Here is a 22,536-nt window from a genome sequence, read left to right as displayed (position 1 = left end):
GTCGGAAACGGCCCCGGATGTCTTGCTGAACGTTGTATATGTTTCGCCCCCGCTAGACGGCCCTTTGTCGCCTCCGCCAATGAACGCGAAGATGTTGGCTCCGCCCGGACCGAGGCTGAATTCATGGCCCTGCATGGTGTCCGCTTTGTACGAACCGAGCGTTCTTGCATTTGCAGTGAAGCGGACGCTACACATGAATGCGGGGCGCGTATGCGGTGTTGACGGGGCGCGTCTCTGATCCACCGGCATCATTCGTGGCGCTGCTAGGCGAATCGCCTGGCGTTTGCATCACGGCCGAGTAGTTACCGGCGGGGAATACCGTACTTGAGGGGAACATCGTCAGCGTATGCGAGTGCTTCGCGAGTGCCGCATTCTGTCGCGTTCCGAGCGTCCGCGCATTTGCAGTGAAACAACCCTTTTGGGAGCTTTGTAATGAAAACGATCGATGTATATCAGACTGACGCCAACGGCTTCTTCCTGTACGCGGCGACCGCGAGCGAGCTATTTCTCTCGCCCGGCACGTTCAACATACCCTACGGCGCCGTGACCGATGCGCCGCCGAAAGCGGTCACAGGCAAAGCTGCGACTTGGGACGGGAATACATGGCGAATGGTCGAAGACAACCGCGCCATTCGGCTTTACGTCGCACACTCCGGTGCTGAATATCAGTTGAGCAGCGAAGTGAATATCGACGGTGAAAGCGTCACCTATCACGGCGGTGGCCCGATCCCGGATTGGCTGACGAAGACTCAACCGGCCCTGTCCGCCCCGATCCTCCCCGTCGAGTAAATTCAGTCTTCCACTGTTCCCCGTTCGGACCGGATCCGCGCAGCCTGCTTTCGACCAAGCGGGCTGCGCGCAATCTTTCTCGCAAGCTCTCGTCCATCAGGATGGTAGTACCGCAGTAGCATCCGAGTGCTCTTGTGCCCGCTGATCTTCGCTAACTCATGCAGTTGGAAGATCGGCGCAAGTACTGACGTCGCCTCGTGCCTGAGATCGTGCAAACGTAGGTCGCTGAAGAACTGCGGGTTAGCCCTACGCCCCAGAGATCGACACAACGCTTCGTATCGCGCGCGCGCTCGAGTCCGTGCGCGGATAAACGCTCGAGTTGCGGCCCCCGGCGACACAGAGAATATCGGGCCGCGCTGCGGCCGACCAGCGAGATACTGACGCAGCGTCTCTCGCGCCCACGGCGAAAGCGGCACATCTCTCGACGTACCGTTCTTTGTATCGGGCAAATGCACTACGCCGTGGAGCAGGTCGACGTATTCGCGCCTGATGTGGCAGATCTCCGATCGACGCATCGCGGTCTCCGCTGCGAGCGTCAGGATGACCGGCAATTCTCTCGATGACGTCGACTGGATGATCCACTCAAGCTCGCTCCGTGGGCACTCGTCAGCAGATACGCCTCGCATCCTGATCCTGCTATTCACTCGTCTGTCGCGCGCGTCATCCACCGTTGGGCGGCGCACGAGCTGAACCGGATTGGCAAGCGCCGTCCAGCCCCAATCCTTCCTCGCCACAGTGAAGACATGCGAAAGAAACGCCAACCGCCTGACCACCGTCGCGGCCGCTCGATCGCTCGACCATTCGTCACGCAAGGCTATGAGATCGGTATTTCGGATTCTGTCTATTGGCCTCCCCGAGAGACGCGTGCCCAGCCATGTTTTGGCGATGGACTGCTCGGCAGATTCACTCTTCTTGTGTGGGGAGACTTCAACGAGATACCGCGCGATAGCGGCAGCAAGCGTTGGCGGGGTAGTGCGCCGTAGGCGACTGGGTTTCATCGCAGTTTTCGACACGGATAGCGAAGTAATGGCGACGCGCCAGGAATTCGTCTTGCACCGGGAGATGGTGGAATCTCGAAGGGAGCGACGTGCCGGTGTTGTAATCACCCGGCAGACAACACTTGACGCAAGCGCTTCGCGCGAGCGTGAGAGAAGATGCAGGAAGGCTCCAACACCCGGTGGCAAGCGCGTTCGCAGGCTCTCGGGAGACGACCGGACGACGGCGTGCAGGGTGTGGGAAAGACGCGGCGACGTGCTTGGTGCGCTAACACCACACACGCCCCGCCCTCGCAGAGCATGCCTGCAAGTTTGGCAAGGCCGCGCCACCTGTCGACAGGCCGCGAAACCTTACCACAATTGTGCAAGGCTTTCACATGCAGGAAATTCGCTGCGGTTCGTGCAACCGCAAGCTGGGAGAAGGGGAGTACGTTCGCCTCTCCATCAAATGTGCCCGTTGCGGCACGCTTAATTTTCTGAGGGCCGAGAGCCCCATACCAGCGCGCCACGGAGCGTCGGAAATGAGGACACTCTCACATGAGCAACATCGCCCCACAGCCGCTCGCTGATTTTCAAAACCGCATCTATCAAGAGGACGCATTGAGCGTGCTGCGTCGCTTGCCCGACCGGAGCATCGACATGGTCTTCACTGACCCGCCGTATTCGTCGGGCGGGCTGCACAGCAGCTCCCGTGCGCGCCCCCCCGGCGAGAAGTACATCAACAGCTCTAACGGCACCTATCCCGACTTCTCGCACGACAACAAAGACCAACGGTCGTGGACGTTCTGGTGCATGACGTGGCTCGCCGAAGCGTACCGCGTCACCAAGCCGGGCGGGTATCTGGTGTGCTTCGTCGACTGGCGACAGTTGCCGAGCCTCACCGACGCCGTGCAAGGTGCCGGATTCATCTGGCACGGCGTGGCCGTCTGGGACAAGACTGCCGGTGGCGCACGCCCGCGTCGCGGCGGCTTCTCGGCGCAGGCTGAATACATGGTCTGGGCATCGCGCGGCAGTCTTCCCAAGGACTCCACCACATACCTGCCCGGCGTGTTCAACGAGCGCGTGCCCCGCCCAAAGCAGCACATGACGCAAAAGCCGGACGAGCTGGCCCGTCAGGTCATCCGACTTCTCCCGCCCGGCTCCACCGTGTTCGATCCTTTTACCGGGAGCGGCACGTTCCTGAAAGCAGCACGAGATGCAGGGCATTTTTGGATCGGGTGCGAGCTGGAACCGGCATATCACGCGATGGCCACGGCGCGACTTGAGTCCGAGGCGGCATAGCGACCTGAACATGACCCGACCGCGGAGCTATATCTATTTATGGGGTGGCATTTCGCCGCGCCGACTACCGGAGTCGTTCCAATGAGATTCACCTTCGCGCTGGCGTGCTGGGCCAGCATCCTTCTCCTCTTCCTCACGGGCACTGTTGCCTCCGCCGCCAAGGGCGAAGCCGAAGCGTTGATTGGTCTTTTCGGCTGCTGCGCGTTGGTCTGGCTGGGGCCGGAAACCTTCGAAGGGAGGTGACGCGTGCGCCGGGTGTTGTGTGCGTTTGTGGCACAACACCCGGCGCGTGCTTCTCGCGCGAGCGCGAGAGATCCTACCGGCAGGCTTTCCAACACCTCCGGAGGATCTGAATGCCCAGCGATTTCCACCACGGCGTACGAGTGCTCGAGCTGAACGACGGCACGCGTCCCATCCGAACCATTGAAACGGCCGTCATCGGCATGGTCTGCACGGCCGAAGACGCCGACGCGACCGAGTACCCGCTTAACGTTCCCGTGCTGAAGACCAACGTGCAGGCAGCCATCGGCAAGGCTGGCACGAAGGGCACACTCGCCGCGTCGCTCGATGCCATTGCAGACCAAACCAACTGCGCCACGGTCATCGTTCGCGTCGCAGAAGGCAAGACGGCCGAAGAAACGACGAGCGCCATCATCGGTACGACCACCGCCGACGGCAAGTACACGGGCATGAAGGCGCTGCTCTCGGCGAAGAACAAGGTCGGCGTGCAACCGCGCATTCTCGGCGTTCCGGGCTTCGACAGTCTGCCAGTCTCCACCGAGCTGACCGGGATCGCGCAGAAGCTGCGTGCATTCCAATACGCGTCCGCATGGGAGTGCGCCACGAAGGAAGACGTCGTGGCCTACCGCGAGAATTTCGGCGCACGCGAAACGATGTTGATTTGGCCTGACTTCGTGAGCTGGGACACGGTAGCGAATCGCGAAGCATCGGCATACGCAGTCGCCCGTGCGCTCGGCATGCGCGCCAAGATCGATAACGAGACGGGCTGGCACAAGACGCTCTCGAACGTACCTGTGAACGGCGTGACGGGCCTTTCGAAGGACGTCTTTTGGGATCTGCAAGACCCGTCGACCGACGCTGGCTTCCTTAACAGCCACGACGTCACCACGCTTATCAACCACCAAGGCTTCCGCTTCTGGGGTTCGCACACCTGTTCTGCCGATCCGCTCTTTGCCTTCGAGAACTACACGCGTACCGCGCAAATTCTCGCGGATACGATGGCCGAGGCGCACTTCTGGGCCGTCGACGGCCCGCTTAACCCGTCGCTGGCCCGCGACATCATCGAAGGCATCAACTCCAAGATGCGCTCGCTCGTCACGGCCGGATACCTGATCGGCGGCAGCTCGTGGTTCGACGAAGAGCCGAATACGAAAGAGTCGCTCAAGTCCGGGAAGTTGTTCATCGATTACGACTACACGCCGGTACCGCCGCTGGAAGATCTGTCGTTCCGCCAGCGCATCACCGACCGCTATCTGGTCGACTTCGCGGCAAAGGTCGCCGCCGCAGCGTAACCCCATCAACCAGAGGACACGATCATGGCATTGCCCAAGGTACTCAAATTCTTCAACACGTTTCAGAACGGCGAAAACTGGGTGGGTCTGACGCCCGAAGTCACCCTGCCTAAGCTCTCGCGAAAGATGGAAGCCTATCGCGCGGGTGGCATGCCCGGCGAGGTCGATCTCGACCTCGGCGTGGAAAAGCTCGAAGCGAAGATCACGTGGGGCGGGCTGATGGTTGCGGCCATCAAGACCTTCGGTACCGCGAAGGTCGACGGCGTCCTGCTGCGTTTCGCGGGCTCGTATCAGGAAGACGGCGAAGGCTCCATCTCGAAGGTCGAGGCGATCATGCGCGGCCGGTACAAAGAGCTTGACCCCGGCAACTCGAAGGCGGGCGACAAGAGCGAGAACAGCGGCACGCTCTCGCTCTCGTACTACAAGCTGACCGTCGACGGCGAAGTCGTCTACGAAATCGACATGGTGAACATGATCGAGAACAGCGGCGGCACCGACCGACTCGCCGAACACAAGGCCAATATCGGTCTCTGATTCCACGCGGCCAGCGTAACGCTGGCCCAACCATCTACCTTCTATCCTAAATACGACCATGCGCGAAACCATTACCCTCGACACCCCGATTCAATCCGGCCGAAGCGAAATCACCACATTCCAGATCCGCAAGCCGGGTTCCGGAGAGCTGCGCGGCATCAACCTCTCCGATCTCGCACAGATGAACGTCGACACACTCATCAAGGTGCTGCCGCGCATCACGGCCCCGGCGCTGGCCGAACACGAGGTCGCGTTGCTGGATCCCGCCGACCTTCTTCAGTGCGGACTCGCGGTGAGCGGTTTTTTGCTGCCGAAAGCCTCCAAGCCGGAAGCATCCCCCTCGACGTCGAAGAAGCCTTCGCAGACGTCGCAGTGATCTTCCATTTCCAGCCATCAGCGCTTGATGGCTGGAGCCTCACCGATCTCATGAAATGGCGCGAGCGCGCCCGAGTACGTAGCGGAGCAGATACCGAATGAGCGACGCAGGCCGCAAGCTGCAACTGGAAGTTGTCTGGAAGACCATCGACCAGATGACCTCCAACACGCGCAAGATCCTCGGCACCAACAAGGAAGCCGCGCGCAGTCTGAAAGAGGTGCGCGACCGCCTCAAGGATCTGGAGAAGGCGCAGCGCGAGGTCGGCGAGTTCGGCAAGCTCCGCGCAGGACTCGGCAAGACGTCGACCGAGCTGAAGGCAGCACAGGAGAAGCTGCAGAATCTCTCGAGCGAGTTCCAACGTGCGGAGAAGCCTAGCAACGCGCTCGCCAAGCGCATGCAAGCGGCGTCCCGCGATGTCACCGAACTGTCCCGACGGCACGCAGACCAGAGCGAGCGACTGTCCGTGCTTCGTCAGCGCATGGAAGCTGCCGGGCGCGGCACGCAGACGCTCTCGTCCTACGAGAACAACTTGCGCACCAGCATTGCCGGTGCCAATGCCGAACTGTCCGAGCAGAAGAACCGCCTCAATGCCCTGCGACAACAAGAGGAGCGGCTGGGCGCTGCGCGCGAGCGTCGCGACAAACTGCGATCAACGGCCGGGGCTTTGGCAGGTGCTGGCGTAGGCGCGACCGCCGCCGGTGCCGTGCTTGGCTTGCCCGTCAAATCCGGGCTGCACGAATCGAAGCACATGGCGACCGAGATGCAGCGCGTGCGGGCGCTGGGTCTGAGCGATAAAGAGACTCAGGAGGCCATCAGTTTCGCAACGCAGATGAAGTCCTACGGCACCAGCCGCACGGAGAATCTCGAGCTGATGCGCGATGCACTTACCGTTTTCGCCGACGCCCATCACGCAGAGATGGTGACACCGCTACTCGCAAAAATGAAGTTCGCGAACAAGGCGCTATACGGTGCGGAAAAGGGCGAAGAGAACGACAAGAAATTCATGGACATGCTCAAGGTCATTGAACTGCGCGGTGGCCTTGCGAGCGACGAAGAGTTCGCCAAGCAGGCCAACATGGTGCAGCGTGTTCTGACGGCAACGGGCGGTCGGGTCGGTCCAGAAGAGTGGCTCAACGTCATCAAGACCGGTGGCCTCGCCGCAAAAGGCATGGACCCCGACGGCTTCTATAACCAGCTTGAGCCGCTCGTGCAGGAAATGGGCGGCCATCGCGTGGGCACTGCGCTCATGAGTGCGTACCAGAACCTTTACCAAGGTCGAACGACCAAACGCGTGTCGCAGAATCTCGAGAAGATGGGGCTCATTGGTGACCCTACAAAGGTCAAGCACGACAAGGCCGGGCAGGTCTCGTATCTGAATCCCGGGGCCATCAAAGGCAGCGACCTGTTCCGCACCAACCAATTCGAGTGGATGGAAAAGGTGCTGTTGCCGCAGCTCGCTGCCAATGGCATCACCGAAAAAAACGATGTGCTGGACGCTATCGGTGGTCTCTTCTCCAACCGCACCGCATCGAACCTCTTCTCGCAGATGTACCTGCAGCGAGACCAGATCCACAAGAACGCCAAGCTCAACCGAGGTGCGGCCGACATTGACACGCTCGACAAGCTCGCCAAAGGCAACGCGAGCGGCGTAGAAGCAGAGAACCAAGCCAAGTTGCACGACCTGATGCTGGAGATGGGCAATCAGGTTCTGCCTTTGTACGTGCGAGCAATGCAGGCGTTGACGTCCTCCATCAAAGCCGTGACGGGGTTCATGGAGGAACACACGACTACGGCCAAGGTGCTGATGGTTGCCATCGCCGGTATCGCGGGCGTTCTGCTGTTGCTCGGCCCGGCCATGCTGGCGGCCGCTGCATTGCTTGGCCCGTTTGCCGTTCTGCGCTTCGCATTCCAGGCTGCAGGCATTCAGGGCGGAGTGCTGGCGACCAGCCTGCGCCTCGTCGGATCCGCCTTTCGGTTCGTCGGCACGTCCATCATGTGGATGGGCCGGGCGCTGCTCACCAATCCGCTCGGCATCGCACTCACCGCGCTGGCCGTTGCCGCCGTCCTGATTTACACGAACTGGGACAAGGTAAAGGCGTATTTCGTGGGGCTGTGGTCGGAGATCAAGGCGGCATTCGCTGGCGGCATCGGTGGCATCGCGTCGCTCCTGTTCAACTGGTCACCGCTCGGCATCTTCTACCAAGCATTCGCTGGCGTCTTGAGCTGGTTCGGGATCGAGCTGCCGGGCAAGTTCACCGAGTTCGGCCGCAACATGGTTATGGGTCTCGTCAACGGCATCACCGGTGCGCTCGGCACCGCGCAAGATGCCGTCGTGGGCCTCGGTGAGCGGACGATCGGCTGGTTCAAGGACAAGCTTGGCATTCACTCGCCAAGCCGCGTCTTCGCCGAGCTGGGCGGCTTCACGACGGCGGGCCTCGAGCAGGGCATCACCAACACGCAGGACGGCCCGCTGTCAGCCGTGCAGTCACTCGCCCGACAGCTCGCCAGTGCTGGTGCCGGAATCGCGTTCGCTGCCAGCACGCCCGCTGCGGCGAACATCGCCTTCGATACACGCCCGCCCATCGCGGCAAGCGCGGCAATGGCCGCACCGGTCGCAGGCAATCACTACGAGATCCACCTGCACGCCGCGCCGGGCATGAATGAAGCGCAGCTCATGGCAATGCTCGAGCGCAAGCTGCAGGAACTGCAGCGCAGAGACGCGGCGCGCGTGCGCTCGCGATTTACTGACAGAGATTGAAGGGGGTCACCATGATGATGGCGTATGGGTTGTTCGTATTCACGTTGAGTACGGTGCCCTATCAAGAATTCAAGCGACAGGTGAGCTGGCGATTCGCATCCAACAACCGCATCGGTATGCGACCGTCTCGCCAATTTCTCGGCCCGGACGACGAGCCGATCACGTTGAGCGGCATCCTGTTGCCCGAACTGTCCGGCGGGCGTCTGTCGCTCAAAGTGCTCGAGCTGCTCGGCTCTCAAGGCAAGGCGTGGCCGCTCATCGAAGGCTCCGGCACGATTTACGGCATGTACACGCTGGAGAGTCTGGAGACGACAAGCACGATCTTCTTCAGCAATGGCACGCCGCGCCGCATCGAATTCACAGCGGCATTCAAGCGTGCTGACAACTACGATCTGCGGCTGCTGGGCCTTGCCACGAGTCTGCTCGGCGGCCTCGCGGGTAACGTCCTCGGCAACGTTGGCGGTCTCGTCGGCGGTGCTGTCGGTGGCGTCGTCGGCAGCGTAGCCGGTAACGTGGTCGGCGGCATTGCAGGCAACGCAGTCGGCGGTGCTGTGGGTAACGTTGTGGGGAAGGTACTGTGATCGACGCGTTGGGAGGTGTCACCGGCTTGCTGGTGAAAGCACTCGGCACGCAGGACGATCTCGTGCCCGTGCCAATCTATCGAATCAAGAAAGATGGCAAGGACATCACCGGAAGCTTTGACGGGCGGCTGATTAGTCTCCGGCTCGAAGAGAACCGTGGCTTCGAAGCCGACCGTCTCGATCTCGAGCTTGACGACGCTGACAGCGCGCTCGAGCTGCCATCGCGCGGCGCAAAACTGTCAGTAGCCATCGGCTGGAAGCGTGAGGGTTTGGTAGACAAAGGCGTCTACACGGTCGACGAGATCACCCACGAAGGCCCACCGGATCGCCTCATTATTCGCGCGCGCAGCGCCGACCTGCGGTCTGGCCTTACGACGAAGCGCGAGACCTCGTATCACGACATTTCGGTACTCGACTTCGTGAACCTGATTGCTGGCCGCCACAACCTCGGTGCGATGGTCGCATCTGCACTCGCCAACCAGTTGCTGTCCCATCTCGACCAGACTGGAGAGTCCGACGCGAGCCTGCTCACGCGTGTAGCGAAGACGTTCGATGCCATCGCGACAGTGAAAGCCGACAAGCTGCTATTCACGAAGATCGGGCAGGCCGTGACGGCTTCTGGGAAGCCGCTGTCGCCCGTCACGATCACGCGGCAAACTGGCGATCGTCACCACTTCTCCGTGGCGGATCGTGAGTCGTTCGACTCCGTGGTCGCCTACTATCAGGACACGCGTGCGGCGAAGAAAGGACAGGTGGTCGTCACCGCCGTGGCCGAAACGAGTACGGCGCGCAGCCCTTCGAAGAAAAAGAAGAAGGGCCAGCCCGCGCCGAAAGAGCCACCGATTGTCGAGCCGACCGGCAACACGAAGGAACTGCGCCACACCTACGCGAGCAAGACGAACGCTTTGCGTGCGGCGCGCGCCGAATGGCAGCGAATCCAACGGGGCGTCGCAACCTTCACGTGGGTGCTGGCCCGTGGCGTCCCCGAGCTGTTCCCGGAGGTTCCCGCAACCGTGCGCGGGTTCAAACCGCAGATCGACGCGACCGATTGGTTGCTTGCTCGAGCCGTTCATACGATTGACGGAAATGCCGGTTTCACCACCGAACTGGAGCTAGAGATTAAGGCTACGGACGTGCCTGATGAAGAGCGCTAGGGTCTCATAGTGGGTCACTCTTCGTAGTCTCGGTCCGACCAGTCGGGCTCGATTTCACCTGCGTTGAACTCTATAAACATCGGCAATAAATCGATGCCCTCGATTTCCATGTCGTCAGGAATAGTTCCACCAAGGCGAACAAGAACCGAGAACTCGACGGGTTCAGTAACGGATACCTTGGTGTCTCCCATCGAAACGTAGTCGCGATCTATGGAGTCAAATTTGCTGAGCGAAACCCATGCGTCAGCAGTGACATCAGCGGCAACCGTGACTTTTACCGTGGCGACACCGGCCTCCATGCTTAGCGGCTCGAAGTTCCCGTCGTTTAACGCGCCTGCGCCATCAAAATTCAGATTGCGTACGAAAAACTCATCGAAACCAAAGTCCTCGATCGTGAAGTAGGAATCTCCGTCCAAGGTGTAGTCCCACTTGTTTGCAACCTCGCGGTCGAACTCGGATTCAATCCACTTAATAAGCCCGAGTTTGTCGCCATCGCGCACGCTTTCAATTAGACGCTTACATGCGTTTTCCGCCGTTGGTCCATTAAATCCATTGATGGCGTCCGCTAAGTCTGCGACACAATGCAAGTGCGCTGACTCGTTGCAGTAGCGGATCCAATCACCATCAGTGGAAACTACTAGCACGGCGGTTCCGTTCTGCTCCGCCCATGCCTCAAGCGCAAGAAGTGCCAATGCGTCTGGAAACTCGTTCTTTTTGTTCCCCTTATCAGAGAATGGCGCACGAGCTTCAAAATACCTGTCCATTAATTCTGCGACGTCGACATGATCCTCACTGTTTATGACCGATGCGTCAGCGGCGGTTAGCCATTCTTCAAGCCGCTGCTTCGCCCAATCCTCCGGTTCGCGGCGCGCGGCCTTCAGAGCATCCGTAATCGCAGCGACGCCCACACCGCCAAGGACATTCTGGCGGATGGCGTCTTGAAGCGATGAGTCGACTTGTCGGAGTGACTCCTTGGCCTTCTCCGTCAAATGCCGCCTAACTTCTCGCACCACAACCTCAGAGATCACGAGCTTGGCGCGAACGTTCTGCGTAAGTAGGAGCAGTAGACCGCTTCCGAAGTTATAACTGTTGGCGCGTAAGACACTTGTGTCTATCGACAACGCCGTGATTTCTTCAAGTTGGATGAGCTCACGCCACGGTTCATTCATTCTTATTATCGTCTTTGTTATTACCCGTTAAATGGACCGGAAACCAGCTTGCTCCCGGCGTGGTCGACTCAGTCCGGCACTCTCTGCCTTGATTCCCGGCAACGATGATAAGACTGCCCACTGAGAACGAGCGCCCCTCGTAGTGGCACAGCGGCGCAGCATCTGGTGTCACGGCCATGGCGAAAATCGCGACGATGAGCGAGATGGCGATAGCCCCGACCAGCAGCAAGCCCCATTGCGCCAATTTCCGCGCCTTGCCCGGACAATTTGCACATATCTGCCCACACTGCATCGCCACGGCGGCAGTCATTGGGCCGTTGGCCGCTTTGCGCGACACACTTTGCTCCACGTCATAATCAGCGTCTGCCGCGATCTGCACGGCCGCGCGAAGGCGTTGTCTATCAACCTCCTCGACATCTGATCGAACACCGACCGCTGATCGCGTCGTAACGCTGAAATCGTGACCGGCGACGTTCCCAACGTCGCCCAAAAAAAAATCTGTTGCCTGACCATGCCTCGCTAAACCCCGGATTGCGTGATAGGTCAGTCTGGTCGGCTACTGTGGCTACTTCTTCTTCTCGACGCCGACGACCTTTCGCGTTTTGACATTCACGTCGCCAACGTTCTGATTGCCAATCGTGGCTCCGCCGAAATTCATCTGGTACTTGCTACTGCTTGGTGCTGCGCCCGCCGTCAGTGCGGCGATGGCTACGGCTTTCACTACATCCGGCGCACCGCGATAGCGGCGCACCAAATCCACTTCGTCTTCGGTCAGCGCGCTGTCTGACGGAACGCCTGTCACCACGAAGGCGACGTCCACACCGGCTTTCGCGACAGCAGCCAAATAGGCCGCGTCAGGGCTGCGCACGTCGCTTTCGTAGTTGCTCTGTGCATTCTTTTGGACTCCTGCGATAGCCGAAAAGTCGGTCTGGTTAATGCCCAAACGCTTCCGTTCGGCTTTGAGTCGCGATCCAATGGTATCCATTTGATGGAAATGTATTGACTTTCCCTCATACGAGGGAAATAATATGGCTTGTTCAAGGCTTTCAACGAGTATATCGCCATGCCCAGCAAGGCCAAAACTCCGCGCGTTTATTCGCCACGCGGCGAAGCGATCAGTGAAGTTATCTATGTGTCCGTCACGGCCACCGAGAAGAGCGCCATCAAGGCGTTTGCAAAACACTCCTCCGGCGACCGCGAGATCACCACTTCGTTTGCCTCCCGTTCCCTGATTGCCATTGCTCTTGCGCTCCACGCCCGCGACGTAAAGACGTTTGATCGTCTGCACGCGACGCTGGCCGAGGAAGCGACCCGTTCCTAGCCCGCTGCGATTGGAGGTCACCGTGTATCTCGATCCGAAATGTGTCCGCGACCACCGCATCACGCTTCGCCTCAACGATGCCGAACTGGACGTCATCACGTCGATGGCGAAGTACCTCGGCGAACAGCCCGCAGCGCTCGCACGACAGCTCATGCTGCGCCAAGCCGCCGAGGCGTTCGGCTTGGCAAGCACTGTATCGCGCGACGCCGCGTAATCGAAGTCGACGAAGAGCCGCTCATCAGATGCCGGATATGGAAATCGCAGTCAGCGACGCAGAGCTGGCGATGCTGGAGCAAATTCGCGAGCTGTACGAATTGCCCAGTATCGAAGAGACAGTGACGTGGTTACTGAAGGCCCGTGTCCGCGAGCAGATGGAGCGTGTATCCGGACGGCGGCGAGCGATCTACGAAGTGAAGCAAGGAAGCGCGTCATGAAACTCAACTGCCCCCACTGCGCGCAGCGTTTGAAGATCCGAACGAGCCGCCCGGTGACAAGACAGACGAGCCAGTTGTACTACCAGTGTGAGAACGTCGAATGCGCGTTCACCTGTGTGGCGCTGCTCTCGATCGTTCACACGCTGGCACCGAGCCAGACACCAGACCCATCGGTTCTTATCCCGATGGGCAAAGCCAAGCTTCAGCCGGTGGATAGTCGGCAGATGGATCTGCTCAATAGCAGCGCATAGCGCGCAAACCGAATCACCCCGAGTTTCCCCTCGCATCGTGCCCCTACGGCGCGAGGGGATTTTTTTGCCCAAATTTTCTGAGCGGGAGGCTTGCACGAGTGGATACGAACGCAATTACGCACGACGACCTGCGCCGCGCACAACGCGCGATGCGCCTTCCAGAAGCGCCCGTAGAGGGCCTGTCCCCGCGCATGTTCGCGACCTTGGCAGCGGTCGCACGAGGTGTTCTCAATCGCCCCGCAGCACCGTTGCCCAACCCGCGCGAGATCACCGGTACCGACGCGAAGCGTCTGGCCGCTGGCGACCGCGATTAACCGTAGCAGGAGCAACCATGCGACACCGCAATAATCGTTGTGCCCTGATTCACCGCTCGGCCCTCGGCGGCTACACCATCGAAGGCCCCTACAACCGCAATCGAGGTGTGCGCGGCCTCGTCTCCCGCCTGATCGCGTGGATCGGAGGTGCCCGATGAACATTCGTACCTTCGGTCTTCCGCCGACCTTTCCTGAATCTCTCGTTCCCGACGCCGCCGTCCACTTCATGGCCGAGCATCGTGGACGCACCCTCGAAGAGGCGATCGACGCCGGAACGGCGCGCGGCTACCGCCCGACCGTCTGGCCGCTGCCGCAGATGGCTGGCAACTGGGCATACGGCTTCGGAATTGTTGTCGACAGCCTCATCGTTCCCTTCATCGTTGATCTGTCGTACTTCCCCGCTGGTCACGCCTAATACGGAGACTGATATGCCCGCAAGCAAGCATCGCAAACGTCGTCGCGCATACGTCCCCGCAGAACGGCGCATTCCGATCATTCTTCGCCACGACTCCGCCGCCGAATGCCAGCTCATGCTGGTGCCGCACGAGGAGCTTGAGAAACTCCGCACCGGCGTTGCGACTGAGGAGTCGTGGCACACGCTGGCCTTCCGCATCAATGTCGGACAAGCCCTCGCCGTCGCCTACTTCACGCCGGACGTGCGTGAGGCGCTTTCCGACGCAGCAATCGCCGTTTCCGAGGTCGGAAAGCGGTACATCGCAGAGAAGCGCCTCGGCGTCTCCGGTGACCAGTTCCGCGCCATCGCGCGCGGCCTAACGCTCACAGACGATTTGCAAAAGATCACCACGCGTCGCGAGCAGCTCGCAGCACACGAATTCGCGCTGACAACGGCCAAACGCGTTCCCGCAGGGGAGGTTTTCACATGTACTCAGTGAATAAAGAAGCGGAAGCGCTACTCAGACACTTGGAGTATGCGAGGACATCTAGTTCTGCACCGAAAGGTGTTGTTGCGGCCATCGAACGCGCTATCTGCTTCGTCAGCCCCTTAATCGACTACAGGGTGCTGTATGTCGCACCTGCCAGCGTAGACGTAGAGCCGTCACGTGTCCCGCTCGTGACGAGCCACTGCCCGCTCTGTGGCAATCATTTGAAGGCGGCTGAGGCACAAAGCCAAGAGACACTTGCATACCTGCACGAACCCACTGGGCGCTTGCTTCATTGGCGATCTCAGGAACTCTGTGACAACCGTAGGCGCGAGTGGACGGCGCTCGGTCGAATCGGCGCACCCACCATCACCGACGAACTGATAAGCGTGCTGATAGAGGTTCTGGACAAGGTGCCTCTCACTGACAGCACTCGCGAATCAACCCCGACGGCATCAAAGGCCCGCGCAGTTCTTGCCAAAGCGCAAGGAATGACCCAAGCCGCGTCCGAGATCGCGTCGCTGCGCGCCAAGGTTCGTGAGCAAGCCGACCGAATTGCAGCGCTCGATGCGTTGCTTGATACGGCGCAGCCCACTGAGACCGCGAGAAACACACGATGAAGGGCCTCGCTCGAGTTGCCGGGGTCTGGTGCAACGACCGCGTGTTTCTCGCGTGGCTCGAGGATCTCTCGGGCCACGAGTTCACGCCGGATGATGCTATCGAGCTGATCTACCTCAAATGCGGCATCAGCTCGCGGCGTGAGCTGGAAACCAACCACGATGCCGCCGCGATTTTCTTGAGCGAGATCCGCGCGCCGTTCATGCGCTGGCGTGCAGCCCGCCCCGACGAAGTCGCCAAGTATTAACTAAGAAAACCATGGAAGACAGCCTTTACAACGACCTCTTGGAACGCCTCCTGAACGACTACCAGTTCAAGGAGCGCGGCGGCTACTTGCGGCAAGGGGTGTGCCCCAAATGCAGCAAGAAAGAGCTGTACACGCACGCCGAACACCCGTGGGTTCTGCGTTGTGGTCGATTGAGTAAGTGCGCGTGGGAAGGTCACGTGAAGGAGATCTATCCCGACCTCTTCGAGAGTTGGACAGATCGTTACCAGACGCCCACCGAAACCAACCCCAACGCAGCCGCCGACGCGTACATGCGGGAGGCACGCGGCTTCGACATTTCCATTGTCGGCGGGTGGTACACACAGGAGCAGTATTTCGACCGCGAGGCGAACGCGGGCACGTCGACCGTGCGCTTTCCGTTTGCTGGCGGGTATTGGGAACGCCTCATCGACAAGCCAGGTCGCTTCGGCAAGAAGAAAGCGCGCTTTAATCCCGGCCTCCAATATCAAGGGCAATGGTGGAAGCCGCCAGTGCTGGTATTTCAAAGTGTGCGCGAGCTTTGGCTTGTCGAAGGCATCTTCGATGCGATTGCTCTCCATCACCACGGTATTGCGGCCGTGGCTTTGATGTCGTGCAACAACTACCCAGAGCATGCGCTGCGCGACCTTGCAATGGTGTTGTCTGAATCCGGCAATGATCGCCCTGCCCTCATCTGGGCGCTTGACGGCGACGCAGCGGGCAGCAGCTTTACCCGCAAGCACGTCGAGCGCGCACGTGAGTCAGGCTGGAAGTGTTCGGCCGCGCAGATCCCGCAGAGTGGCGGAAGCAAACTCGACTGGAGCGATTTGCACCTGCTCGACAGGCACCACGACAACGCGAAGCGTCACCGGCTTTCCAAGGACGGCTTGGCTGAATACCGCCATCACGGTGCGGTGCTGATCGCAAAGAGTGCCAGCGAGAAGGGCATGCTGATGTACTCGCATAGCGACGGCCACCGTTCCGAGTTCGACTTTGAATTCGGCAAACGGTTGTACTGGTTCAAGTTCGACCTCGATCGCTACAACAAAGCGCGCGACGAGATCGAAGACGGCCCTCACGCCGCCGACATGACCGACGAGCAGAAGCGCGAAAAGGCGCTGCAGCAGGCAGGCAGCATCCGCCCGATCGCCAACTGCTTTCCGATGCCGCTGTACTTCCAACAGAACCGCATCACCGACGAGAGCTGGTACTACTTCCGGGTGCAATTTCCACACGATGGCCCCGCCGTAAAGAATACGTTCTCCAGCTCGCAGATCTCCACGGCGAGCGAGTTCAAAAAGCGACTGCTCGGGATCGCGCCCGGCGCGGTCTATTCCGGGACGAGCGGCATGCTCGAGCGGATGATGGAGCGCCAGCTCTTCAACATCAAGAGCGTGGAGACGATCGACTTCATCGGTTACAGCCGCGAGTACGGCTGCTACGTTCTGGGGGATCTCGCCGTTAAAGACGGCCGCGTCCACCAGATCAACGGCGAAGACTTCTTCGAGATCGGCAAGCTGGCCGTGAAGTCCCTGAATCAGTCTGTGGCGCTCTCTATCAACGACAACGCGAAGGAGTATCGCGACGATTGGTTAAAGCTGCTGTGGACGTGTTTTGGTGCCAAGGGACTCGCCGCACTGGCCTATTGGCTAGGCTCGCTCTTCGCTGAGCAGATCCGCGCCACGCAGAAGTCGTACCCGTTTCTTGAAATCGTCGGCGAAGCTGGCGCAGGCAAGTCCACGCTGATCGAATTCCTCTGGAAGCTGTTCGGCCGACGCGACTACGAGGGCTTCGACCCAAGCAAGTCGTCGTTGGCAGCGCGCGCACGCAATTTTGCGCAGGTGTCTGGTCTGCCCGTCGTCCTGATCGAATCAGACCGCGAGCGCATCGGCGAGGACAAGACACACGTGAAGTCGTTCGATTGGGACGAGCTGAAAACGGCGTACAACGGCCGAAGCGTGCGCGCCCGAGGCATGGCGACCGGCGGCAACGAGACGTATGAGCCGCCGTTCCGTGGTGCTATCGTCATCAGCCAAAACGCCGCCGTCAATGCATCTGCCCCGATCCTACAGCGCATCGTGCATCTGCACTTTGACACGTCCGGCCAGACGCTGCGCACTCGCGAGGCGGCGATCGAGCTCGAAAGCCTCTCAACCGAAGCGGTATCGGGCTTCATTCTCAACGCAGCCAAGGCCGAAGCGAAGATCCTCAAGACGGTGGAAGAACAATCGGCCGTGCATGAAAAGGCACTGCTCGCGCTGCCCGGCATCAAGTCCACACGTATCGCAAAGAACCACGGCCAGCTCATGGCGTTGGCCGATGCTTTGTGCCACGTCGTCGCGCTCACGGACGAGCAGAAGACCGCGCTCGCCAGTCAGGTGGAAGCGATGGCGCTCGAGCGTCAGGAAGCGATTAACGACGATCACCCGATGGTGCGCGAGTTCTGGGAAGCGTTCGACTATCTCGACGGAGCCGACCATCCCCGCCTGAATCACTCGCACGATCCCGAACTGATCGCAGTGAACCTCAACCACTTCGTGCAGGTTGCGGCCGACCGACGCCAGCAGATCCCGTTGTTGCGCGATCTCAAACAGGTGCTACGCACCAGCAAGCGCCGTCGATTCATCGAGTACACGACCGTGAAAAGCGCGATCTACGCCCGCGAAGGAAGCCCCACGGCACCGACGACCATCAAGTGCTGGCTGTTTGCGAAGGAGGCGTCGTGAGTCTGCTCGTATGCCCCATCTTCCTGACCCAAGGCGAGATCCGCGAGATGACGGGACGCGTCAGATATAAGTCGCAGGCACATGTCCTTTCGGCGCTAGGCATAGAACACATGGTGCGGCCTGACGGCAGCTTGCTGGTCCTCCGCGCGCACGTCGAGCAGTCGCTTGGCGGCGTCTCTAAAACCCAGACGCGCCAACGCGTCTACGAAATCGATAGGAGCGCTCTCTAAATGCCACGCAAACGCAATAAGGAAAATCAGACGCTACCGGTTCGCTGGCAGTTCACGCACGGCGCGTACTACTACCGAGTTCCGCCCGGTCTTGAGCGTCTGTGGGACGGTAAAAAGAGATTTCGACTAGGCAAGACCTTGCCTGAGGCGTATCGGGAATGGGCAAACCGCATCGGCACGCTTGACGCCGCACGCAACGTCGGCGAGTTGCTGAATCGCTACGCGTTGGACGTGATCCCAACTAAAGCAAATACGACGCAGACGCTCAACCTTCAGGCGCTCAAGAGGCTGCGTATAACATTCGGGGCGTGGCCTCTAACCGCCATTGAACCGCACCACATCTATACCTATGCCGACGCCCGCACGAAGACCGTTAAGACGGCTGACGGCGGCGTGAAACGCGAGAAGGCATATACGGCAGCGCTGCACGAGATTGAGGTGCTCTCACATGCGTTCACGAAAGCGGTTGAGTGGGGGTACATCAAGCGGCATCCGTTCGCACACGAGGTGCGCCTCAAGAGCAAGCAACCGCGAGATCGATACGTTGAGGATTGGGAAATTGCTGAATGCCTTGCCATCGAGCCGAAACGCAAGCTCGGCGGGGTGCGGGCGGTGCAGGCATATATCCGAGTGAAGGTGCTTACTGGCCTCTCACGCGGCGATCTGCTGCGACTGGAGCCGGACGTTCACTTCCTCGACGACGGAATTCATGTGCAGCGGCACAAGACCAAGAACAGCACGGGCAAGCGCACGCTGTATCTCTGGAACGAGGATCTCCGCGCTGCCGTTGCGGCTGCACTTGCAGCGCGCCCGGTTGCGAAGTCCCGCTGGCTGTTCTGCACCCGCAAAGGGGAGTGCTACGTCAAGGAGCATGGTCGCGCAGGCGGATGGGAATCACTATGGGCGGACTTCATGGCCCGAGTCATGGCAGAAACGAAGGTGACGATCCCCTTCGGGGAACATGACATACGGGCCAAAGCGGCAAGCGACGCCGAGTCGCTCGAGCAAGCGCGTGCCCTGCTCTCACATGCGGATAGCAGAACAACGCAGCGTATCTATCGTCGGAAGGCTGAGCGTGTGAATCCGCTCAAAAACCGGGTTGAATGACACAACGCCCGATCTGTGACACAAACGGGTTTCCTGAACTGCCCGGAAACCCGCATGAATATTGGTGGCGGAGAGAGGGGGATTCGAACCCCCGATAGGCTATTAACCTATGGCTCGCCACAGCATAACATCATGAATTGATTAGCAATTAACGCCGCACTCCATCCTAATCAAACATCCGCGTCTTCCCAATACATCCCTGCAAATTAGATGTCGCTGTTGCCGTATAGGAAGATCCAACAACTAAACGGTCACGCGCCCGACGCGTAGCTCGAACTCATATGTGACCGTGTGGGGCCCCACCTCCAGAACGAATTTGCATTTGCCCATAGCCTCTGCAACGAAAGGCGCAAGCTGCATGATGGACGTGTGTCCCTCAACGTCCGGCGACGCTTTAAATTTTGAAATAACGGTGCTAGGCGGCATCGCTTCTTTGCCATTTGCGGAATATAGCGATGCTTTCAGCTCGTACTCTCCGTCGTCCAGACCCGACACGGTCGAAACAATACAGAGCTTCGGAAGCGCCACCTTAGCAACCTCGCCCTCCGGCGTGGTTACGTCAGGCCCTTCCGCAAAAACGATTACATCGTTTGGGTACAATCCGAGAAGAGTGAGCTTTCCCGACACCTCTGCGCGCGCGTCCTCCGCGAGGTAGAACTTCGCCTTCATACACGCATCTCCTCACTGATTTGCTTCCGTTCTTGAACGGGAACAAGGAAAACATCGACACTATCTGCGGCCGCCGTGCCGACACGCTTCTCGATAAAGTCCCATCGACTTGAAGGTGAGTGCACCTCCAAGGCAGCGGCAATAAACCCTTGACCCGCGTGCCCCATCCTGTAGACCACGGGCGGCATATGGTCGTGCTTGAGGAAATACAGCGCCTTCTCACCGAATGCATTCACTACTTTGAGAAGCTTATCCATCGCTTGGCTTTGAAGAACCTCGCCGGATTCGTATTTGTGGAACGACTTTGGCCCCCCACCAAACAGCATCGAAGCTTCTTTTTGACTCAATCCAAATGTCTTGCGAATCTGGGCGATCTGCTGACCATTGAGCAGCCCCAAACTTTGTCGAAGTCTATCGCGCTCACGAGCGTACCCCGCCTTCAGTAGTCCGTCGTTATGCTCCTTTTGCGCCCCTGTGAACCACCGCGTGCCGCAAGATTCACAGCATGTGACGATAAGATCTTGCAGGTTAATAACAAGATCCCGATATTCAATCGTGTCGCTATAGCGTAGTTCTGAGTGGTTTTCACTGCCACAGTTTGGACAGGACTGATCCCGCTCATCGCGTGAAAGTCTGTTCATTTTGATCCTGATGAATGTAATGTGACTAATCCCGCCATATCACCGGAGGGCAATTGAATCAGAGCCAACTTCAGCGAAATCGAAATTAACCCTAGTTGTGGGGCCTCGCGCCATACGCCTTCATCTTCATCCCAATGAATCTCGTACTGATCCGCGTCCACACCCTGCAGACCATAGCAATTCCCAACCGCGCAATTCTGGGCGGTCGTCTGCCAATGGCACTCATCCAGTGCGAGCAGCATTTTGACCAAGTCTTCCTCTTCCCACCCGAGGTTGTCCATCGTCTTCCATGCCAAACCCCGCCATTTGCGGCCATCCTCTTCATTGAGGTACTGGTATTGACCATCGCGGATAAGCTCCTGCAGCTTCTTGAGATCGTACAGAGGCATGTGGGTATCTGATCACCATTATGGTGATCACAGAGCAAGGTTTCAAGTGATTTTCTCGGGTGCGTTGTTGGGAAAGAACCCAACCCAGAACCCACGCTTCGGGAAATTTACCATACCAAGTGTCGCGCTATGCCTGGCAAGGAGTGCAATGTCACCGGCCGCGCACTGGGTCGTCTTGACCCTATCCTCGCGCCGCGCCGATTTTGCATTTCGACGTCCGTACGAACAACGAAGCGGCAATTATACTGTACGAATCAACAGTACTCGTACTGAACATAGCCCATGCCACGCCCCCCCCCCGAACTGTCCATCGCTCAACTACGCCGTCTCTGGTTAGCCAACCATGACCCTATGGTTCGCCAGGCCATCGAAGAGGTTGCGCTCCGACGAGCGAAGGCGGAGCGCAACGACGCTAAGATGCGTTTGGTCGAAGAACTCTGCGATCTGGTTCGGAGCGCGTGGCGGGATGAAATCGGCGGCCAACTTGTGGCGCTCGAACATCTGCGTGCGGCCGTGAATGACCTGCGAAGGCTCCGAGGCGAGCTGCCGGGCGAAAAGCCTCCTCCCGGCGAACGCCCTCGATATGACTCGCGCTACTACGGCGGATCAGCCAAATAGCCCGACCGGCTCAGCACTCCGGTCCCAACTGTAGATGATCAGCTCAGTTCGCGATGCAGCCCTTCCGCCACCGCCGACGGTGTAATCGATACCGCACGTCTCGAGCTCGAAACCGTCGAACACCCGCCGGATGTCCGGGTGATCGTTGATGCTGACAATCGCGCGCCCCTTGATTCGCCGCAGCAATTCCGCCATGCGTTCGTACTCAGCGAACGGAAACGGCACACCATAGCCCTCGGTTTCCCAATACGGCGGATCGAGATAAAAGAACGAGTGCTCTCGGTCATATCGCTCGATACAGTTGTGCCACTCCAGATTCTCGATGTACGCGGTGGCCAGCCGCAGATGCGCGGCCGAGAGCGACTCCTCGAGGCGCAAAAGGTTTAGGCCAGGCGGCGTCGTTGTGGCGGTACCGAATGTCTGCGACTCCACCTTTCCGCCAAAACAACTTTGCTGAAGATAGTAGAAGCGCGCGGCCCGCTGAATGTCCGTTAGCGTACGAGCCGGAGTCTCCTTAAGCCACTGGAATACCTCGCGGCTCGATAACGCCCACTTGAATTGACGCACGAACTCCTCGAGGTGATTCTGCACGACGCGGTATAGGTTCACCAGTTCGCCATTGATATCGTTGATCACTTCCACTTCCGCAGGCGGTCGCAGAAAGTAAAGCGCGGCTCCGCCAGCAAAGACTTCGATATACGTTTTGTGGGCCGGGAAACGCGGCAAGAGAATGTCTGCCAGGCGACGCTTGCCGCCGATCCACGGAATGATTGGTTGTGCCATTAATGTGAGCCTTTGGGGATTTGTTACAATCGCCCCGCCTCCTAGGAAGGTGGCAGGGCCTTGGCTTGGCTCACTGGGTACTCAGTGTGTCCGGCGGCCGGTTCGGTGCTACAACACCAAGCCGGTCGCTCTGTCTTCCCG

Annotated in this window: 32 protein-coding genes; 24 read left to right on the top strand and 8 right to left on the bottom strand. The window is 59.4% G+C overall.

Annotated elements, in window-relative coordinates; genetic code table 11:
* Window positions 1-432: 432 nt before the first annotated feature.
* Window positions 433-789: a phage tail protein gene (locus tag NTU39_RS05685; RefSeq protein ID WP_257959444.1), complete on the top strand. Its 357-nt coding sequence runs from the start codon at window positions 433-435 to the stop codon at window positions 787-789.
* Window positions 790-791: 2 nt separating this feature from the next.
* On the opposite strand, the gene NTU39_RS05680 is transcribed toward NTU39_RS05685, so the two are convergent.
* Window positions 792-1,304, bottom strand: a complete 513-nt coding sequence (locus NTU39_RS05680; protein WP_257960046.1) for a tyrosine-type recombinase/integrase — start codon at window positions 1,302-1,304, stop codon at window positions 792-794.
* Between the two features lie 857 nt (window positions 1,305-2,161).
* Between NTU39_RS05680 and NTU39_RS05675 the strand changes: the two genes are divergently transcribed.
* The 10 genes from NTU39_RS05675 (at window position 2,162) to NTU39_RS05630 (ending at window position 10,000) form a co-directional block, all read left to right on the top strand.
* Window positions 2,162-2,353 (top strand): Com family DNA-binding transcriptional regulator, encoded by a 192-nt coding sequence (locus NTU39_RS05675; protein ID WP_257959443.1) that lies wholly within the window; start codon window positions 2,162-2,164, stop codon window positions 2,351-2,353.
* A complete protein-coding gene (locus NTU39_RS05670; protein ID WP_257959442.1) occupies window positions 2,322-3,065 on the top strand; it encodes a DNA-methyltransferase in 744 nt (247 codons plus the stop codon). The genes NTU39_RS05675 and NTU39_RS05670 overlap by 32 nt, the downstream gene beginning before the upstream one ends.
* A gap of 81 nt (window positions 3,066-3,146) precedes the next feature.
* Window positions 3,147-3,308 carry a hypothetical protein gene (locus NTU39_RS05665; protein ID WP_257959441.1) on the top strand — a complete coding sequence of 54 codons (162 nt, stop codon included), beginning with the start codon at window positions 3,147-3,149 and terminating at the stop codon, window positions 3,306-3,308.
* Between the two features lie 110 nt (window positions 3,309-3,418).
* A complete protein-coding gene (locus NTU39_RS05660; protein WP_257959440.1) occupies window positions 3,419-4,597 on the top strand; it encodes a phage tail sheath protein in 1,179 nt (392 codons plus the stop codon).
* Window positions 4,598-4,621: 24 nt separating this feature from the next.
* The gene (locus NTU39_RS05655) at window positions 4,622-5,131 is read left to right on the top strand and encodes a phage major tail tube protein (protein ID WP_257959439.1); all 510 of its coding nucleotides are present in this window, start codon (window positions 4,622-4,624) and stop codon (window positions 5,129-5,131) included.
* A 58-nt stretch (window positions 5,132-5,189) separates the two neighbouring features.
* Window positions 5,190-5,507 (top strand): phage tail assembly protein, encoded by a 318-nt coding sequence (locus tag NTU39_RS05650; RefSeq protein ID WP_257959438.1) that lies wholly within the window; start codon window positions 5,190-5,192, stop codon window positions 5,505-5,507.
* The gene (locus NTU39_RS05645; RefSeq protein ID WP_373275362.1) at window positions 5,504-5,608 is read left to right on the top strand and encodes a GpE family phage tail protein; all 105 of its coding nucleotides are present in this window, start codon (window positions 5,504-5,506) and stop codon (window positions 5,606-5,608) included. The genes NTU39_RS05650 and NTU39_RS05645 overlap by 4 nt, the downstream gene beginning before the upstream one ends.
* Entirely contained in the window at window positions 5,605-8,265 is a 2,661-nt protein-coding gene (locus tag NTU39_RS05640) for a phage tail tape measure protein (protein ID WP_257959437.1), read from the top strand. Before NTU39_RS05645 ends, NTU39_RS05640 begins: the two co-directional genes overlap by 4 nt.
* Before the next feature lie 11 nt (window positions 8,266-8,276).
* On the top strand, window positions 8,277-8,846 hold the full coding sequence (locus NTU39_RS05635; RefSeq protein WP_257959436.1) for a phage tail protein: 570 nt from the start codon (window positions 8,277-8,279) through the stop codon (window positions 8,844-8,846).
* A complete protein-coding gene (locus NTU39_RS05630; RefSeq protein WP_257960044.1) occupies window positions 8,846-10,000 on the top strand; it encodes a phage late control D family protein in 1,155 nt (384 codons plus the stop codon). The genes NTU39_RS05635 and NTU39_RS05630 overlap by 1 nt, the downstream gene beginning before the upstream one ends.
* A 14-nt stretch (window positions 10,001-10,014) precedes the next feature.
* Here the strand turns inward: NTU39_RS05630 and NTU39_RS05625 are convergent, their stop codons facing one another.
* From NTU39_RS05625 to NTU39_RS05615, 3 genes are all read right to left on the bottom strand, one after another.
* The gene (locus NTU39_RS05625) at window positions 10,015-11,169 is read right to left on the bottom strand and encodes a PIN domain-containing protein (RefSeq protein ID WP_257959435.1); all 1,155 of its coding nucleotides are present in this window, start codon (window positions 11,167-11,169) and stop codon (window positions 10,015-10,017) included.
* Window positions 11,162-11,548 carry a hypothetical protein gene (locus NTU39_RS05620; RefSeq protein ID WP_257959434.1) on the bottom strand — a complete coding sequence of 129 codons (387 nt, stop codon included), beginning with the start codon at window positions 11,546-11,548 and terminating at the stop codon, window positions 11,162-11,164. Before NTU39_RS05620 ends, NTU39_RS05625 begins: the two co-directional genes overlap by 8 nt.
* A gap of 186 nt (window positions 11,549-11,734) precedes the next feature.
* On the bottom strand, window positions 11,735-12,154 hold the full coding sequence (locus NTU39_RS05615; protein WP_257959433.1) for a helix-turn-helix domain-containing protein: 420 nt from the start codon (window positions 12,152-12,154) through the stop codon (window positions 11,735-11,737).
* Window positions 12,155-12,202: 48 nt separating this feature from the next.
* Here NTU39_RS05615 and NTU39_RS05610 point away from each other — a divergent pair, with 48 nt between their 5' ends.
* From NTU39_RS05610 to NTU39_RS05550, 13 genes are all read left to right on the top strand, one after another.
* The gene (locus NTU39_RS05610) at window positions 12,203-12,490 is read left to right on the top strand and encodes a hypothetical protein (RefSeq protein WP_257959432.1); all 288 of its coding nucleotides are present in this window, start codon (window positions 12,203-12,205) and stop codon (window positions 12,488-12,490) included.
* Between the two features lie 22 nt (window positions 12,491-12,512).
* Window positions 12,513-12,704 carry a hypothetical protein gene (locus NTU39_RS05605; protein WP_257959431.1) on the top strand — a complete coding sequence of 64 codons (192 nt, stop codon included), beginning with the start codon at window positions 12,513-12,515 and terminating at the stop codon, window positions 12,702-12,704.
* A 37-nt stretch (window positions 12,705-12,741) separates the two neighbouring features.
* Complete coding sequence (locus tag NTU39_RS05600; protein ID WP_257959430.1) at window positions 12,742-12,924, top strand: hypothetical protein; 183 nt, start codon at window positions 12,742-12,744, stop codon at window positions 12,922-12,924.
* A gap of 53 nt (window positions 12,925-12,977) precedes the next feature.
* Complete coding sequence (locus NTU39_RS05595) at window positions 12,978-13,175, top strand: ogr/Delta-like zinc finger family protein (protein WP_308340644.1); 198 nt, start codon at window positions 12,978-12,980, stop codon at window positions 13,173-13,175.
* Between the two features lie 98 nt (window positions 13,176-13,273).
* The gene (locus NTU39_RS05590) at window positions 13,274-13,489 is read left to right on the top strand and encodes a hypothetical protein (RefSeq protein ID WP_257959428.1); all 216 of its coding nucleotides are present in this window, start codon (window positions 13,274-13,276) and stop codon (window positions 13,487-13,489) included.
* Window positions 13,490-13,506: 17 nt separating this feature from the next.
* The gene (locus tag NTU39_RS05585; RefSeq protein ID WP_257959427.1) at window positions 13,507-13,647 is read left to right on the top strand and encodes a hypothetical protein; all 141 of its coding nucleotides are present in this window, start codon (window positions 13,507-13,509) and stop codon (window positions 13,645-13,647) included.
* On the top strand, window positions 13,644-13,904 hold the full coding sequence (locus NTU39_RS05580) for a hypothetical protein (protein WP_257959426.1): 261 nt from the start codon (window positions 13,644-13,646) through the stop codon (window positions 13,902-13,904). Before NTU39_RS05585 ends, NTU39_RS05580 begins: the two co-directional genes overlap by 4 nt.
* 13 nt (window positions 13,905-13,917) lie before the next feature.
* Entirely contained in the window at window positions 13,918-14,382 is a 465-nt protein-coding gene (locus NTU39_RS05575) for a hypothetical protein (protein ID WP_257959425.1), read from the top strand.
* Window positions 14,370-14,990, top strand: coding sequence for a hypothetical protein (locus NTU39_RS05570; RefSeq protein ID WP_257959424.1), 621 nt, complete (start codon window positions 14,370-14,372; stop codon window positions 14,988-14,990). Before NTU39_RS05575 ends, NTU39_RS05570 begins: the two co-directional genes overlap by 13 nt.
* Window positions 14,987-15,235, top strand: a complete 249-nt coding sequence (locus NTU39_RS05565; RefSeq protein ID WP_257959423.1) for a hypothetical protein — start codon at window positions 14,987-14,989, stop codon at window positions 15,233-15,235. The genes NTU39_RS05570 and NTU39_RS05565 overlap by 4 nt, the downstream gene beginning before the upstream one ends.
* 11 nt (window positions 15,236-15,246) lie before the next feature.
* Window positions 15,247-17,958 (top strand): toprim domain-containing protein, encoded by a 2,712-nt coding sequence (locus NTU39_RS05560; protein WP_257959422.1) that lies wholly within the window; start codon window positions 15,247-15,249, stop codon window positions 17,956-17,958.
* A 47-nt stretch (window positions 17,959-18,005) separates the two neighbouring features.
* Window positions 18,006-18,188: a DUF4224 domain-containing protein gene (locus NTU39_RS05555; protein ID WP_257960042.1), complete on the top strand. Its 183-nt coding sequence runs from the start codon at window positions 18,006-18,008 to the stop codon at window positions 18,186-18,188.
* The gene (locus NTU39_RS05550) at window positions 18,189-19,295 is read left to right on the top strand and encodes a site-specific integrase (RefSeq protein WP_257959421.1); all 1,107 of its coding nucleotides are present in this window, start codon (window positions 18,189-18,191) and stop codon (window positions 19,293-19,295) included.
* A 243-nt stretch (window positions 19,296-19,538) separates the two neighbouring features.
* Here NTU39_RS05550 and NTU39_RS05545 read toward each other — a convergent pair whose 3' ends face one another.
* The 4 genes from NTU39_RS05545 to NTU39_RS05530 all read right to left on the bottom strand — a co-directional run bounded on the left by NTU39_RS05545 (window position 19,539) and on the right by NTU39_RS05530 (window position 22,395).
* Window positions 19,539-19,964: a hypothetical protein gene (locus NTU39_RS05545; RefSeq protein ID WP_257959420.1), complete on the bottom strand. Its 426-nt coding sequence runs from the start codon at window positions 19,962-19,964 to the stop codon at window positions 19,539-19,541.
* Window positions 19,961-20,605, bottom strand: coding sequence for a type II TA system antitoxin MqsA family protein (locus NTU39_RS05540; RefSeq protein ID WP_257959419.1), 645 nt, complete (start codon window positions 20,603-20,605; stop codon window positions 19,961-19,963). Before NTU39_RS05540 ends, NTU39_RS05545 begins: the two co-directional genes overlap by 4 nt.
* The gene (locus NTU39_RS05535; RefSeq protein ID WP_257959418.1) at window positions 20,602-20,994 is read right to left on the bottom strand and encodes a hypothetical protein; all 393 of its coding nucleotides are present in this window, start codon (window positions 20,992-20,994) and stop codon (window positions 20,602-20,604) included. Before NTU39_RS05535 ends, NTU39_RS05540 begins: the two co-directional genes overlap by 4 nt.
* Before the next feature lie 606 nt (window positions 20,995-21,600).
* Window positions 21,601-22,395: a DNA adenine methylase gene (locus NTU39_RS05530; RefSeq protein ID WP_257959417.1), complete on the bottom strand. Its 795-nt coding sequence runs from the start codon at window positions 22,393-22,395 to the stop codon at window positions 21,601-21,603.
* Between the last annotated feature and the right edge of the window lie 141 nt (window positions 22,396-22,536).

It is taken from the genome of Pandoraea commovens, from assembly GCF_024704525.1.
Taxonomy (GTDB): Bacteria; Pseudomonadota; Gammaproteobacteria; order Burkholderiales; family Burkholderiaceae; genus Pandoraea; species Pandoraea commovens.
The sequence above is the reverse complement of the archived record's forward strand: the minus strand, read 5'-3'. Positions and strand labels throughout refer to the sequence as shown.